The 14,776-nt window shown below is 59.3% G+C and carries 16 protein-coding genes; 9 read left to right on the forward strand and 7 right to left on the reverse strand.

Annotated elements, in window-relative coordinates; all coding sequences use genetic code 11:
• Position 1 precedes the first annotated feature (1 nt).
• Positions 2 to 1,630, reverse strand: coding sequence for a tetratricopeptide repeat protein (locus PMI16_RS08770; protein WP_007878598.1), 1,629 nt, complete (start codon positions 1,628 to 1,630; stop codon positions 2 to 4).
• A gap of 426 nt (positions 1,631 to 2,056) precedes the next feature.
• On the opposite strand from PMI16_RS08770, the gene recA reads away from it, so the two are divergent.
• The 6 genes from recA to PMI16_RS08800 all read left to right on the forward strand — a co-directional run bounded on the left by recA (position 2,057) and on the right by PMI16_RS08800 (position 7,786).
• Complete coding sequence (recA, locus tag PMI16_RS08775; RefSeq protein ID WP_007878599.1) at positions 2,057 to 3,178, forward strand: recombinase RecA; 1,122 nt, start codon at positions 2,057 to 2,059, stop codon at positions 3,176 to 3,178.
• A gap of 56 nt (positions 3,179 to 3,234) precedes the next feature.
• Positions 3,235 to 3,702 (forward strand): recombination regulator RecX, encoded by a 468-nt coding sequence (gene recX / locus PMI16_RS08780; protein ID WP_007878600.1) that lies wholly within the window; start codon positions 3,235 to 3,237, stop codon positions 3,700 to 3,702.
• Between the two features lie 426 nt (positions 3,703 to 4,128).
• Entirely contained in the window at positions 4,129 to 5,295 is a 1,167-nt protein-coding gene (gene sucC, locus PMI16_RS08785; protein WP_007878603.1) for an ADP-forming succinate--CoA ligase subunit beta, read from the forward strand.
• 17 nt (positions 5,296 to 5,312) lie between these two features.
• A complete protein-coding gene (gene sucD / locus PMI16_RS08790) occupies positions 5,313 to 6,194 on the forward strand; it encodes a succinate--CoA ligase subunit alpha (RefSeq protein ID WP_007878606.1) in 882 nt (293 codons plus the stop codon).
• A gap of 168 nt (positions 6,195 to 6,362) precedes the next feature.
• Positions 6,363 to 7,085, forward strand: coding sequence for a TerC family protein (locus tag PMI16_RS08795; RefSeq protein WP_007878611.1), 723 nt, complete (start codon positions 6,363 to 6,365; stop codon positions 7,083 to 7,085).
• A 197-nt stretch (positions 7,086 to 7,282) separates the two neighbouring features.
• Positions 7,283 to 7,786: a pilin gene (locus PMI16_RS08800; protein ID WP_007878613.1), complete on the forward strand. Its 504-nt coding sequence runs from the start codon at positions 7,283 to 7,285 to the stop codon at positions 7,784 to 7,786.
• Between the two features lie 64 nt (positions 7,787 to 7,850).
• Here PMI16_RS08800 and moaC read toward each other — a convergent pair whose 3' ends face one another.
• Positions 7,851 to 8,366: a cyclic pyranopterin monophosphate synthase MoaC gene (gene moaC, locus PMI16_RS08805; protein WP_007878615.1), complete on the reverse strand. Its 516-nt coding sequence runs from the start codon at positions 8,364 to 8,366 to the stop codon at positions 7,851 to 7,853.
• Positions 8,367 to 8,440: 74 nt separating this feature from the next.
• Between moaC and PMI16_RS08810 the strand changes: the two genes are divergently transcribed.
• Entirely contained in the window at positions 8,441 to 10,006 is a 1,566-nt protein-coding gene (locus PMI16_RS08810) for a M48 family metalloprotease (protein WP_007878617.1), read from the forward strand.
• Positions 10,007 to 10,036: 30 nt separating this feature from the next.
• Here PMI16_RS08810 and PMI16_RS08815 read toward each other — a convergent pair whose 3' ends face one another.
• The 5 genes from PMI16_RS08815 to PMI16_RS08835 all read right to left on the reverse strand — a co-directional run bounded on the left by PMI16_RS08815 (position 10,037) and on the right by PMI16_RS08835 (position 13,395).
• A complete protein-coding gene (locus PMI16_RS08815) occupies positions 10,037 to 10,639 on the reverse strand; it encodes a DUF2946 family protein (protein ID WP_007878618.1) in 603 nt (200 codons plus the stop codon).
• 4 nt (positions 10,640 to 10,643) lie between these two features.
• Positions 10,644 to 11,594 (reverse strand): YheT family hydrolase, encoded by a 951-nt coding sequence (locus tag PMI16_RS08820; RefSeq protein WP_007878620.1) that lies wholly within the window; start codon positions 11,592 to 11,594, stop codon positions 10,644 to 10,646.
• Positions 11,595 to 11,689: 95 nt separating this feature from the next.
• Positions 11,690 to 12,121 (reverse strand): YybH family protein, encoded by a 432-nt coding sequence (locus PMI16_RS08825; RefSeq protein WP_007878623.1) that lies wholly within the window; start codon positions 12,119 to 12,121, stop codon positions 11,690 to 11,692.
• 84 nt (positions 12,122 to 12,205) lie between these two features.
• Positions 12,206 to 12,403 (reverse strand): zinc-finger domain-containing protein, encoded by a 198-nt coding sequence (locus tag PMI16_RS08830; protein WP_007878625.1) that lies wholly within the window; start codon positions 12,401 to 12,403, stop codon positions 12,206 to 12,208.
• Between the two features lie 71 nt (positions 12,404 to 12,474).
• Positions 12,475 to 13,395, reverse strand: coding sequence for a branched-chain amino acid transaminase (locus PMI16_RS08835; RefSeq protein WP_007878626.1), 921 nt, complete (start codon positions 13,393 to 13,395; stop codon positions 12,475 to 12,477).
• 151 nt (positions 13,396 to 13,546) lie between these two features.
• On the opposite strand from PMI16_RS08835, the gene PMI16_RS08840 reads away from it, so the two are divergent.
• Both PMI16_RS08840 and PMI16_RS08845 read left to right on the forward strand, forming a co-directional pair.
• Positions 13,547 to 14,341, forward strand: a complete 795-nt coding sequence (locus PMI16_RS08840; RefSeq protein ID WP_007878627.1) for an AzlC family ABC transporter permease — start codon at positions 13,547 to 13,549, stop codon at positions 14,339 to 14,341.
• A complete protein-coding gene (locus PMI16_RS08845) occupies positions 14,338 to 14,661 on the forward strand; it encodes an AzlD domain-containing protein (RefSeq protein ID WP_007878628.1) in 324 nt (107 codons plus the stop codon). Before PMI16_RS08840 ends, PMI16_RS08845 begins: the two co-directional genes overlap by 4 nt.
• The last annotated feature ends 115 nt before the right edge of the window (positions 14,662 to 14,776 follow it).

Genomic DNA, 14,776 nt, shown 5'->3' on the forward strand with positions numbered 1-14,776 from the left:
GTCAGCTTTTCTGAGCGGCTTTTGCTACCGCTTCGCGTAAGAATTTATGCATCTTGCTGACGCGGTCGTTGCCCGGTATCAGACGATCGAGAGTGTTGAGATAGCGATTGACGCGCTTGACGTATTCCTGATTGATGCCGCGCTGGCTCATCCACAGCAGGTGCAACTGTGCCGCCGCCATCAGGACGCCGGTGTTTTCCGGCATGCTGTGCAGCGCTTCCTCCAGCTTGACCAGCGACTCGTCCGGCTTGGCGCTGCGCATGAGCGCGTTGGCTTCGGCGATGATGGCCATGCACTGTTTGACGGCGCCGTCGACCAGTTCGTCGGCCATGTTTTCGCGGCCGCAGTCGATCAATACTTTACGGGCAAGCGTCAGCAGGGTTTTGTTTTCGTGATCCGACTTGACGGCCAGGGAGATCAGATTGGCGCCTTCATCCTCGCGGCCGATCGAGAAGGCGGCTCGGGCCAACGCCAGCGTGGCCATCTCCGACGGTACGCCGCCGGCGGCTTCCATGGCGCTCTCAAATGACTTTTCCGCGGAAATCATGTCGCCGCGCTGGACGTGGGCCTGCGCAGCCACCGCCGATTGGGCGGAGGCGAACATCTTCGATTCGGCGTAGCGTTTCGGCGCACTCGACAGCAGCGTCAGCGCGGCGTCGAAGTCACCGGTATCGACATGCACCTGCGCCAGCGTCAGCAGATCGCTGGGTTGCGCCGTCAGCGATCCCTTGGTGTGCTTGAGCACCTTGCCGAAAGCTTCCTTGGCCTGCTCCAGATCGCCAACGCGATAGGCGGCGTCGCCGACCAGACGGCTGCGGCGCGCAGAGGGAATGATTTCCGACGAGCGCGACAAGGCGTCCAGCGCTTCGCTCTGATTGCCCTGCGCCTCTTCGATTTGCGCCAGCAGGTCGTAGGCCTCGATATATTGGGCGTTTTGCGCCAGCACATCCTGCACCAATACCTTGGCGTCATCGAGCTGTCCGGCAACGATATTGCAGCGCGCCATGCCGACCTTGGCCCATACCAGGTCGTCGCGCATTTCCAGCGCTTGCGCATAGACTGCGCGCGCTTCTTCGATGCGGCGCAATTCGATCAGCAGGCTGCCCTTGGTCTTGAGGATGTCGACGATCCATTTGGGTGCGATCTTCAGCACGTTGTCGCATTCGACAATGGCGCCGGCCTGGTCCTTGCGTTTGAGCTTTTCATTGATCGGCAGCAGGGCGTTCTGCTTTTCCAGCAGGCGATCGATGCGTTCGGCCAGTTTGGAGGCCGTCAGCGGTTTGAGCATGTAAGCGTCGGGCTGAAATTCGGCGGCGCTGGCCACCAGGTTATAGCCGCTTTCCGCCGTCACCATGATGAACATGGTGGTCGGCGGCAGCATGTGTTGCGTGCGGAAGAATTCCAGCAACTGCTGACCGTTGGTTTCCCTGTTCAGGTTGTAGTCGCAGACGATCAGGTCATAGGCAGCCGCCTCCACGAAGCGGATTGCTTCATCGGGGGTGCCGGCCTGGTCGACTTTCGTGATGCCAAGCTGTCCCAGGTGCATGCGGATGTTTTGGCGCATGGAGGGCATGTCATCAATGATGAGCGAACGCAGGCTGCTGATACGGCTGAATGGAACCAAGGTCATAGAGGGAGATGCGCAAAAACGTAATATTACTAGCTAGAAATGTATATCAAATACGGTAAATACTCGCCAAAAAACGAGTATTTAAAGAAATTTGTTCAAATTATAGAGGCTGAAGGCGTTTTCCTTATGGGGGACGTCGTTTTGCCTTGATTTATTTGCCGCATCGCAACAAAAGGTGGCGACGAGACTGGCCGTGGGGTCGCTATAATCGGTCCGGATACTAACAGACCTGAAATCCCAAGGTCGGTTTGTTCGTGGTAATCCGCAATATAGCCGCCGGGGAAGGGACGGTCGTTGTAGCGTAAATTTGCAACAGCAGAAAAATAGCTTGCGCGAACAACTGTTTTTTTATACAGTGCTGTTTAAGCGATTCACTGTTCTACCGATTCACTGATTAGACGATTCCCCTTGCTGAAAGAAACTCCTATGGACGATAAAAAAGCCACGAATGCCAGTAACAGCGAAAAGAGCAAGGCGCTCGCCGCCGCTCTGGCGCAGATCGAGAAACAGTTCGGCAAAGGCTCGGTCATGCGCATGGAAGATGGCGCCGTTGTCGAAGAAATCCAGGTTGTGTCGACCGGTTCCCTCGGTCTGGACATCGCATTGGGCGTCGGCGGCCTGCCACGCGGCCGCGTGATTGAAATCTACGGCCCTGAGTCGTCGGGTAAAACCACGCTGACGCTGCAGGCCATTGCCGAAATGCAAAAAATCGGCGGCACCTGCGCCTTTATCGACGCGGAACACGCATTGGACGTGACCTACGCTCAACGACTGGGCGTCAATCTGTCCGATCTGCTGATCTCGCAACCCGACACCGGCGAACAAGCGCTGGAAATCACGGATGCGCTGGTGCGTTCCGGCGGTGTCGATCTGATCGTTATCGACTCGGTCGCAGCCTTGACGCCACGCGCCGAAATCGAAGGCGACATGGGCGATTCCCTGCCGGGCCTGCAAGCGCGTCTGATGTCGCAGGCACTGCGCAAGCTGACCGGCAGCATCAATCGCACCAACACCACCGTCATTTTCATTAACCAGATCCGCATGAAGATCGGCGTCATGTTCGGCAACCCCGAAACGACCACCGGCGGTAATGCGCTGAAGTTCTACGCCTCTGTCCGCCTGGACATTCGTCGTACCGGTTCCATCAAATCCGGCGACGAAGTCATCGGCAGCGAAACCAAGGTCAAGGTCGTCAAGAACAAGGTGGCGCCGCCGTTCCGCGAAGCGCACTTCGACATTCTGTATGGAGAAGGCACATCGCGCGAAGGTGAAATCCTCGACCTGGGCTCCGACGCCAAGATCGTTGAAAAGTCGGGCGCCTGGTACAGCTATAACGGCGAGCGCATTGGCCAAGGTAAGGACAATGCACGTAATTACCTGAAAGAACGTCCTGAACTGGCGCGTGAAATCGAAAACAAGGTGCGCGCTTCGCTGGGCGTTCCTGAGCTGGGTGCAGGTGGCGCAGGTGCTGCCACGGCTGCCACGGCTGCAACGCCGGCGCCGGCTGGCAAAGGTTCTGCAAAGAACGTGACTGCCGAAGAATCCTGATGTCGTTGTACTTCGTTCGAGTCTTGTCGGTCGCAACGATCGCGACGGTGTGACCGATGCCCAGGCCGCAACTCAGCCTGAAGGCCCGAGCGCTCAAATATCTCTCTTCACGTGAGCATAGTCGTCTGGAACTTGCGCGTAAGCTAAGCCCTTACGCGCAAGATGACGACGATATCGAAGCCCTGCTCGACTGGCTGCAAGAATCTAAATTCCTCTCGCAAGAACGTTTTTCCGAATCCCTGGTGCATCGGCGTTCCGCTCGCTATGGCAATAATCGTATTTTGTCGGAACTGCAAAGCCACGGCATCAACGGCGAGGCGCTGGGTGAAGTCAAATTGGAACTGACCCAAGGCGAAGCCGAGCGCGCACGCGAGGTGTTGCGCCGCAAGTACGCCGAGCCGCCGGAAGACGCCGTCGCGCGCGCCAAATGCATGCGGTTTCTGCAGCAGCGCGGTTTTTCCCATCGCGCGATCCAGGCTGCGGTCAAAACCGCCTGGAGCGAGGAAAGCGACGATTTCGACTGAGTATCCGCGGCGCCTCATCGGACAATGCCAGCCCTGAGCCTTTCAGACTACTTCTGCGCACTTTCATCCTGTGCCAATCTCTGCAAAATACTCGGTAGTGTCCGATCCTGCTGTCTAGCCGGGTCGAGCTGTGCTAAAATCTCCGGGTTTTTGCTGCGCCGCATTAGCGGCTGTCATGGCAATCTTTGCGATGACGACACGCAATGCGACAACGATTAATGTTGATCAAATGGCATTCTCTATGCCCAACGCACTGTCTGCACCTTCTACTAAGCAATCCGCGAGGCCTTTCGGCTTCAGCGTGTCCCCTTTCGGGCGGGCTGCGCAATCGCGGGTTCTTGCCTTCATTCGCGCCGCGCGGTGTTGCCGCCAGCCGGATTTCAATCCAGTAAGTTTTATTTAATAGTGTCTTAAAGGGAAGCTCCCATGAAAATCCATGAGTATCAGGGCAAAGAAATCCTCCGCCAATTCGGCGTGACCGTTCCACGCGGCATTCCGTGCCAGTCCGTCGAAGACGCTGTCAAGGCAGCTGAAACGCTCGGCGGTCCGGTGTGGGTCGTCAAGGCGCAAATCCACGCGGGCGGCCGCGGCAAGGGCGGCGGCGTGAAGGTCGCCAAGTCCCTGGAGCAAGTCAAGGAATACGCCGGCCAGATCCTCGGCATGCAACTGATCACCCACCAAACCGGCCCAGAAGGCCAAAAGGTGCGTCGCCTGCTGATCGAAGAAGGCGCGGACATCAAGAAAGAACTGTACGTTTCCATGGTCACCGATCGTGTGAGCCAACGCGTGGTCCTGATGGCATCCAGCGAAGGCGGCATGGATATCGAAGAAGTTGCAGAAAGCCATCCTGAACTGATCCATCAGATCGCTATCGATCCGGCTACCGGCCTGACCGACGCCGATGCAGACAGCATCGCGACCAAGATCGGCGTGCCAGCCGCTTCCGTCGCCGACGCGCGCAAGCAATTGCAAGGTCTGTACAAGGCATACTGGGAAACCGATGCGTCCCTGGCTGAAATCAATCCGCTGATCCTGACCGGCGACGGCAAGGTCATCGCTCTGGACGCGAAGTTCAACTTCGACTCCAACGCGCTGTTCCGTCATCCTGAGATCGTCGCTTACCGCGATCTGGACGAAGAAGATCCGGCTGAAATCGAAGCTTCGAAGTTCGATCTGGCCTACATCTCCCTCGACGGCAACATCGGCTGCCTGGTCAACGGCGCCGGTCTGGCCATGGCAACCATGGACACCATCAAGCTGTTCGGCGGCGAGCCTGCCAACTTCCTGGACGTCGGCGGCGGCGCAACGACAGAAAAGGTTACCGAAGCATTCAAGATCATGCTGAAGAACCCGGAACTGAAGGCCATCCTGGTCAACATCTTCGGCGGCATCATGCGCTGTGACGTGATCGCCGAAGGCGTGATCGCTGCGTCCAAGGCCGTTTCCCTGAAAGTGCCGCTGGTCGTGCGCATGAAGGGCACCAACGAAGAAATCGGCAAGAAGCTGTTGGCCGACTCCGGCCTGCCGATCATCTCGGCAGACAGCATGGAAGAAGCTGCGCAAAAAGTTGTTGCTGCAGCCAACGGTAAATAATAGGACAAGGAATAGCTATGTCGATTCTGATCAATAAAGACACCAAAGTCATCACCCAAGGCATCACCGGCAAAACCGGTCAATTCCACACTCGCATGTGCCGCGACTACGCGAACGGCAAGAACGCATTCGTTGCAGGCGTGAACCCGAAAAAGGCCGGCGAAGATTTCGAAGGCATTCCAATTTTCGCGAATGTGTCCGAAGCCAAGAAGGCAACCGGCGCGACTGTTTCCGTGATCTACGTTCCGCCGGCAGGCGCAGCCGCTGCAATCTGGGAAGCTGTTGAAGCCGATCTGGATCTGGCCATCTGTATCACTGAAGGCATTCCTGTGCGCGACATGATGGAACTGAAAAACCGCATGGCAAAGGCCGGCAGCAAGACATTGCTGCTGGGCCCCAACTGCCCGGGTCTGATCACTCCGGACGAAATCAAGATCGGCATCATGCCGGGCCACATTCACAAAAAGGGCCGCATCGGCGTGGTGTCGCGTTCGGGCACACTGACTTATGAAGCCGTCGGTCAGTTGACGGCGCTGGGCCTGGGGCAATCGTCCGCAGTCGGTATCGGCGGCGACCCGATCAACGGTCTGAAGCACATCGACATCATGAAGGCCTTCAATGATGATCCTGACACCGACGCCGTCATCATGATCGGTGAAATCGGCGGTCCTGACGAAGCCAACGCTTCGTACTGGGTCAAGGACAACATGAAGAAGCCGGTCATCGGCTTTATCGCCGGCGTGACTGCACCTCCAGGCAAGCGCATGGGCCACGCCGGTGCGCTGATCTCCGGTGGCGCCGACACTGCCGAAGCCAAGCTGGCAATCATGGAAGAGTGCGGCATCAAGGCAACACGCAATCCTTCCGAAATGGCGCGTCTGCTGAAGTCGGTTCTGTAATTCATTTGCCGCAATAGCAAGCAAACGGCAGGTTGGATGGATTTGTCGCAGCTGTTGCAATCGTTGCAGTATCGGCAGAACTTCCCGGCCTGACCGGTGACATAACAAGATGGGGAGCTCCGGCTCCCCATCTTGTTTTCGTGTCCATACATTATTGGGGGGCGGTAAATGGATTTTTTACTGGAGTTGAACTGGCTCGCAGTCGGCCAGATCATCCTGATCGATATTTTGCTCGGTGGCGACAACGCCATCGTGATCGCCCTGGCATGCCGCAATCTGCCCGACAACCTGCGTTTGCGCGGCATCCTGTGGGGCACCTTCGGCGCCATCGCCATTCGCATCGTGCTGATCGCCTTTGCGGTGACTTTGCTGCAGATGCCGTTCATCAAGCTGGTCGGCGGCATTCTGTTGTTCTGGATCGGCACCAAGCTGCTCAGCGACAATGACGAACATGGCGACATCAGCGGCAGCGATAAACTGCTCGCGGCGATCAAGACCATCATCGTCGCCGATCTGGTGATGAGCCTCGACAATGTGATCGCCATTGCCAGCGCCGCAGAACAGGCCGGCGAGCATCAGTTGCTGCTGGTGATTTTCGGCATTCTGGTCAGCATTCCCATTATCGTGTGGGGCAGCACGCTGGTGCTCAAGCTGATGGAAAAGGTGCCGCTCATCATCACATTGGGCGCGGCCTTGCTGGGTTATCTCGCGGGGGGCATGATCATTTCGGACGTGGCGATCAAGGATTGGGTGCAGACTTATCTACCGCATCATGAATTCACGGTGCCGGGCCTGCAATTGCACTTGAGCCTGCCGGGCGTGATCGGTGCTGTGGGTGTCGTGATCGTCGGCAGCTGGCTGGCGCGCAGGGCGCACAAGCAGGTAGCGTGATGTCGGCAGGCAAGGAACGCTGCTCTGTCAGCGTTATCCCGCCTTGGTCGCGTGGTTATAAAAATGTTCACAAATTTGCCGTTGGCGAATATGATCCATGCGGGGAGTATGGCGTTGCCCGAGAGAAAACCGCGGCGATGGACAGACAGCCAGGCGACGCTCCCGAAAACCCGATTTTTTTGTAATAGGAAAACAATATGCAAGCAACACGGTCTGGACGCTATACACAAACCGGTTTCACCCTGATTGAACTGATGATCGTCATCGCCATTGTCGGCGTTCTGGCGATGGTGGCGATTCCGCAGTACCGGGATTATCTGATCCGCGCCAAAGTGGTCGAAGGGCTGAACCTCGCGGCGCCGGCCAAGATGGCGGTGGCGGAAGCGATCAATGCCAAGGGCGGCACCAATTTCACCGCTGCGGAGACCGGCTACACTTTCCCGACAGCCACGTCTCACGTCGACAGCATCACCATTTCGAGTGCGGCTAACGGCAGCGGTGGCGGTGTGATCACGATTAAGTTCGGGCAAATCGGCGGCGATGGCAACGGAACGACGTTGATACTGACGCCCCAGGTAACGCCCGGCGCCATCAACTGGGTATGCCGCGCGGCGCCTGCAAACGCATCGGCGACGAATCCCGCACCTGCAAATGCGGCGACCCTGCCGGCCAACTACGCGCCGGAAAACTGCCGCGGCTGACATCGATGCAGCAAATAAAAAAGCGTGCGGGCAGCACGCTTTTTTTACGCCCGCGGCATTTGATTCAGGCCTGCGACCACGATCCCGATTTGCCGCCGTGTTTTTCCTGCACGCGCACATCCGTCATGACCATGCCTCGGTCGATCGCCTTCGACATGTCGTAAATCGTCAGCAGACCGACTTGCACGGCGGTCAGCGCTTCCATTTCCACGCCGGTCTTGCCCTGCGTTTCCACGCGGACGGTGCAATGGATGCCGGACTGCGCCTGGTCGATGTCAAACTCGACCGAGACGTGCGTCAGTGCCAGCGGATGGCACAGCGGGATCAGGTCGCTGGTGCGCTTGGAGGCCATGATGGCGGCAATGCGGGCGATGCCGAGAACGTCGCCTTTTTTTGCCGTGCCGGACTGAATCACGGCCAGCGTTTCCGGTTTCATGCGGATGGTGCCGCTGGCGATGGCGACCCGGTGCGTTTCCGCTTTGCCGCCGACGTCCACCATATGCGCCTGGCCGCCCTGATCGAAATGGGTCAGCCCCTGGTTGTGGTCGGCATCGGAAGATATCGTCTTGGAAGAAGTCATGGCGGCAGAATGTCGGAGCGGTGAATACTGCGAGTATCATAGCAGGCATCGCAGGTAACTATTTCATTGTCTCTATGCGTCAGCCCGTCGTTCCCGATCGAAAAAAACTCCCCCTAGCGCCGCCGCCTCGACGTCGACGTTTGCGCCCCTTGCTGGCGGCGCTGGCCTTGTCGCTTGCAGTCTTGCCTCTGGCCGTTGCGCCCAACCTCGGCACCGCACAAACCTTGCCCACGCTCGGCGATACCGATCGCGAAGGTTTGTCGCCGCTGATGGAGCGCAAATTGGGTGAGCAGATCATGAAGGAGATCCGGCATGACCCCGATTATCTAGATGACGGTCCGTTGCTTGAATACCTGAACAACTTCGGTTCGAATCTGGTCGGGGTGCGCCCCGACGTGCGAGGGGAGGCCGGTTACGACTTCTTCTTTTTCGCCGTGCGCGATCCGGTGCTCAATGCGTTCGCCTTGCCGGGCGGTTTCATCGCCGTGCATTCCGGCCTGTTGCTGGCGGCGCAAAGCGAATCCGAGCTGGCTTCCGTACTGGCGCATGAAATCGGCCACGTGGCGCAGCGTCACATCGCGCGCATGATCGGTCAGCAAAAGCAGAACTCCATGATCCAGCTGGCCTCCATCGTGCTCGGTGCGTTGGCGGGCGTGTCCAAGGTCGGCGGCGACGCCGCCATGGCGACGATGATGGGCGGCACCGGCGTGGCGATGCAGCGGCAATTGAATTTCAGCCGCGACGCCGAGCGCGAAGCCGACCGTGTCGGTCTGCAGATCCTGCGCGACGGCGGTTTTGATACCTCCGGCATGGTCGCGTTTTTCGGTCGTTTGCAAAGCGCCTCGCGCAATTTCGGTGACACCTTGCCGCCTTATTTGCTGACGCACCCGCTGACGACGGAGCGTATCGCCGACATCCAGGCACGCATTCGCGACCAACGTTACAAGCAGCGCGCGGATAATCCCGACTTCCAGCTGATCCGCGCGCGCGTGCGGCTGCTGCAAGACAATTCGGCGCAAGGCGTGCGCGACGCACAAACGTATTTCGAGTCGCAATTGCGCCAGAACACCAAGATGCAGATCATGGTGTCCAAGTATGGGCTGGCGTATGCGGCCTACCTGCAGCGTTCCTACGACAAGGCGGAAAGCCTGCTGCAAGAAGCACGCGCCGCGTCGCAGCCGATGGTGCCGAGCATCTTGTTCAGCAACCTGGAGATCGATATCAAGATCGCCAAGAAACAACCCGAACAGGCACTCAAGATCGCCGAAGCCTTGCGCAAACAGTTTCCGATTTCGCGCATGGCGGCGCGGCAATATGCCGACGCGCTGATTGAAAGCCGGCGCTACGATCAGGCCGTCGCTTATTTGCGCGACCAGGCGCAGCTCTACCGCAGCGAAGTGGCGGTGCAGGATCTGCTCGCCAAGGCGTACGCGGGGCAGGGCAAGCAGGCCCTGCAGCATATGGCGCTGGCGGAATCCTATTTCCTGTCGGGCAGTTTGCCGGCGGCGATTGAGCAATTGGGTATTGCGCGCACGGCGCCGGATGCGACCTTCTATGACCAGGCCATGATCGATGCGCGTGAGCGCGAGCTCAAAGAGCGGTGGAAAGAAGAAATGAAAGAGACCAAAGGACGTGGATAGCCGAGGCGAAGCCAGCGACCAGTCAGCGGTTCAAGTTGTCGGCGCAGCGCGTGGTTGCGCGACGAAATCGAATTGTTTTGCCAGATTCTCTGCCGAGGTCCATTGCAAGACCAGGGGCTGTCCGGCGTGCGGCAAGCTCAGTGCGCCACGGTGCTCTCCCTCGAACCATGCCATGATTTGTTCGTCGCTGGCCGTGGCGCCATTCAGTACGAGCGTGGCGAGCACGCCGGCAGCGTCTCTGTCATCCAGCACGGCAATAACTTTTCCCGCCTCCAGCAGCAAGCGTCCCTCTTGCGTCAGCCAGGCCTGCGACGGCGTCGACAGCGCCATGCCTGTGTGCAGGAGGAAGCCTGCCGTCGGATCGGTGCGGACGACGTAGGGGGTGATCTCCAGATCGACATAGACGCGCTGCGGACCGTTCTGGAAATACCAGCGGCCGTCGGTGTCGTGCATGTAATTGCGATTGATGAAGCCCAGCAGCGTCTGATGATTGATCTTGTCGCCCGGCAGCCCGAGATGTTGCGCGCGTTCATCGCGCATGCGCCAGTTGCCGCGCGCGTCCAGCATCAGCCAGCCGAAGCAGTGCGGCACGTTGGGCCATTTGGCCATGGCCTGCCGGACGATGTCATCCATACGCTTATTTGCCTTCGAAGAAATGCAGCATGCGCTGCGGCAGCCAACCCAGATTGCCCGGCGGCGCGCCGGTGGCGAAACCGACATGGCCGCCTTCTTCAGGATATTCCAGTTTGACGCAGGCGGCAGCGCTTTTGGGTAAATACTGCGCCGGCAGGAAGGGATCGTTCTGTGCGTTCAATACCAGCGTCGGCACGGTGATGTCGTGCAGGATGTGTTTGGCGCTGGCGCGATCCCAGTAGTCCTCGGTGTTGCGGTAGCCGTGCAGTGGCGCCGTGACGATATTGTCGAAGGTATAGAGGTCGCGCGCCTGCATCAGCGCGTCGCGGCTGAACAGGTCGGGAAACTGATCGAGTTTGAGCAGGCTCTTGGTGCGCATGGTGCGCAGGAACACGTGCGAATAGATCCGATTGAAACCGCGCGCCAGCGCCGCACCGCCGCCGGCCAGGTCGAGCGGCGCCGAGATGGCGCAAGCGGCGTCGATGAATTCCGCCTGATGCTGTGATTCGCCCAGCCAGCGCAGCAAGGCGTTCGCGCCCAGGGATACCCCGGCGGCATAGAATTTCTCCGCGCCGATGGCGCTGCGGTGTGTAGCCAGGCGGCGCAAAATCCAGTCGAGTTCGCCGCTGTCGCCGGAATGATAAAAGCGCGGCGCCAGGTTGATCTCGCCCGAGCAGCCGCGGAAATGCGGCACCACGCCCGACCATCCGCGCGCCGCGACGGCGGCCATGAAGGCGCGGCTGTAGTGGCTGTCCGACGAGCCTTCCAGTCCGTGGAACAGTACCGCCAGCGGTTGGCCCGGTTTGCCGTCGACGAAGTCGACGTCGATGAAGTCGGCGTCAGGCGTGTCCCAGCGCTCGCGCCGGAAACGCACCGACGGTTTGGCGATGAAGGTGGCGGGGTAGATTGTTTGCAGGTTGCCGCCGGGAAGCCAGCGGGGTGCGGAGTAGTGCATCTGACTTTTTACGTATATCAAGAGAAGTGCGGAAGTGCGGCAGGAACGTGTTGCGGCAGCGCCGGACGAATTTCCTGCCGCGAGGTATTCAACAGCTAGTGCAGCATCGTTTCGGTCAGCGGCTCCGTCGGCGCAGGGCCGGGAGCCACCGAAGCGTGATGGGTGACGATGCGCCAGCCTTGCGCGGTCTTCATGTAAATGTTGGTGGCGATCACGTGCACGTCGGCGCGGGCGTTTTCCGGATGCTGGATATCTTCGATGACGTTGTGTACCGCCGTGGTCATCGTGTGCGCTGCATGCAGTTGGCGCGGCTGGATATGCAGGCCGCCGCGCGCCAGGATTTCTTCCCAGGAATTGCGGATCGCCACGTGGCCGATCAGGCGCACCGCGCCCGGATGGACGCAGACGATTTCTTCATCCTCGGCCCACAATGCCATCAGGGCTTCCAGGTCGGCCCTGGCGAGCGCGTCGTAGTAGGCCGCTTCAACTTCGTCGGGTGAACCTTGTATCAGTTTGGCGCGTGGCATGTCTTCTCCGGAGGAAAAAGCAAAGAGGGCCAGTCAAATCTTGGTGGCCCTCTTTGTCTGTGTCGCTATGGCGTGTCGTCGTGCTTAGTGCGCCTTGACGACGGCGCCCGGTTTCAACTGGTATTGCGTGCCGCAATACGGGCACTTGGCGGCGCCGTGCGCGTCCAGCTCGAGGAACACGCGCGGGTGCGACGACCAGTGCGGCATGTTCGGATTCGGACAGTGGGCCGGCAGGTCTTTGCCGTCGAGTTGTACGGGCTGGGTTTGTTGAACTTGGCTCATGTGATTCTCCGTTGCTGGGTGCTTTAAATGCGATGCGGTAGTTCAGTGTATTCGTTCAGGTGTATCCGATATCAGACCAGCGTCAGCCAGTGTTGATATTGCGGCGCCTTGCCCGACACCACGTCGAAGAACAGGGTTTGCAGTTTTTCGGTGATCGGGCCGCGCGCGCCGTTGCCGATGGTACGGTTGTCGAGCTCGCGGATCGGCGTGATTTCGGCGGCGGTGCCGGTGAAGAAGGCTTCGTCGCAGCAATACATTTCATCGCGCGTGATGCGTTTCTCGATGACCTCGATGCCGAGGTCGCGCGCCATCGTCAACACGGCGTCGCGCGTGATGCCGTCGAGGCAGGATGCCAGATCGGGGGTGTACACCTTGCCGTTCTTGACGATGAAGACGTTTTCGCCGGAGCCTTCCGACACATAGCCGTCGGTGTCCAGCAGCAATGCTTCGTCGTAGCCGTCGGCCAGCGCTTCCTGGTTGGCAAGGATGGAATTGATGTAATAGCCCGACGCCTTGGCGCGCACCAGCGACACGTTGACGTGATGGCGGCTGAAGGATGATGTCTTGACGCGGATGCCCTTGGTGATGCCGTCTTCGCCGAGGTAGGCGCCCCATGGCCAGGCGGCGATGGCGACGTGGATCTTGTTGCCCTTGGCGGACACGCCGAGCTTCTCCGAGCCGATCCAGATCAGCGGACGGATGTAGCAGGATTCGAGTTTGTTTTCACGCACCACCTGGCGTTGCGCTTCGAGGATGGTGGCCTGGTCGAACGGAACTTCCATCTGAAAAATCTTGGCCGAGTTGAACAGGCGCTGGGTATGTTCTTTCAGGCGGAAAATCGCGGTGCCCTGCGGCGTTTTGTACGCGCGCACGCCTTCGAATACGCCCATGCCGTAATGCAGCGTGTGGGTCAGTACGTGAATGGTGGCGTCGCGCCAATCGATCAGTGCGCCGTCTTTCCAGATTTTTCCGTCGCGGTCGGCCATGGACATGGTGAAAGTCTCCGATGAATAGTAAAGGTGCGTCAAAGCTGCAAAGTCCACATTTTAACGGAACAAGCGCGTAAAAAGTTTCATCTATAAAATGTTCGGACTACGTAAAAATGCTATGTGGCAAGTTCCAACAAAAGCGACCAAGGTAAGAATGAACAAGGAGACAGACGCCGGGGACAGTCGATCTGACCCGGTAAGGGGATCTGCAGAGTTTGCGCACGTGCAGGCCAAGGCTCAGGCGCGCCATATCGAGAAAGAGGCGTTTCAGGAGGGCTGGCGCGCCAGCGCGTCGACCATTCCGGCCGTGCTGGCCTGGGGCGTGGTGTCGGGCATGGCGATGGTCAAGTCGGGCATGACGATCTGGCAATCGCTGGCCATGACGCTCACGGTGTACGCCGGATCCGCCCAATTCGCCGTCCTGCCGCTGCTGGCGGCGCACACGCCGCTGATCGTGATCTTCCTGACGGCGATGATCGTCAACCTGCGTTTCGTCATCTTCTCCGCCGCCGTGGCGCCGCATTTCGCCCATCTGCCGTGGTATCGCCGGGTCTGGTACGGCTACTTCAACGGCGACATCTCGATGGGATTCTTTCCGCAGCGCTTTCCTGCGCATACCGTGCACCAGCCGGCCGGCAAGCTCGGTTTTTTCGAGGCGGTCTGCTATCCGGGATGGTTCGCCTGGCAGATTGGCGCCATCGTCGGCATCCTGCTGGCCAGCCAGATCCCCGAAAGCTGGAACATCGGTTTCGCCGGCACGCTGGCGCTCATCGCCATCATGATCCCGATGATCATCAACCGCGCGGCGCTGGCCGGTGTCGTCGTGTCCGGCGCTGTTGCCGTGGTGGCAATCAATCTGCCGTACCGGCTGGGCTTGCTGCTGGCGGTCGTGATCGGCATGGCCGCCGCCATGCTGGCCGATAAATTTATCGTTAAGGAAAAAGAATGAACGCCTTCGACGTTTGGGTTTCTATAGTGTTGTTGACGATGTCGACATTGATCACCCGCAGCGGCTTTTTCCTGTTCGGCCATGCCGTCAAGCTCCCGCCCAAGCTGCAGCATGCCCTGGGCTACGCGCCGGCGGCGGCGATGGCGGCGATCGTGATGCCGGACCTGATGACCTCCGGCGGCGCGGTCGATATCAACTGGACCAATCCCAAGTTGCTGGCGGGTATCGGCGGCGGCATCTTCTTCCTGGCGACCCGGCATTTGCTGGGAACGATTGTTGCCGGTATGACACTGTTCACAGTGCTGCGTCTGGCGCTGTAGCCTGTCATCCGGGCTTTGATCGGGTGCTGATCGTGCGCTGATCGCGTGTTGTGGCGGTTTCCGTTGCCGCAAATCCGCGATTACCCGATTCCTCTCCGAAAACCATGCTGGGAGC

The organism is Herbaspirillum sp. CF444 (assembly GCF_000282135.1).
Taxonomy (GTDB): Bacteria; Pseudomonadota; Gammaproteobacteria; order Burkholderiales; family Burkholderiaceae_D; genus Herbaspirillum.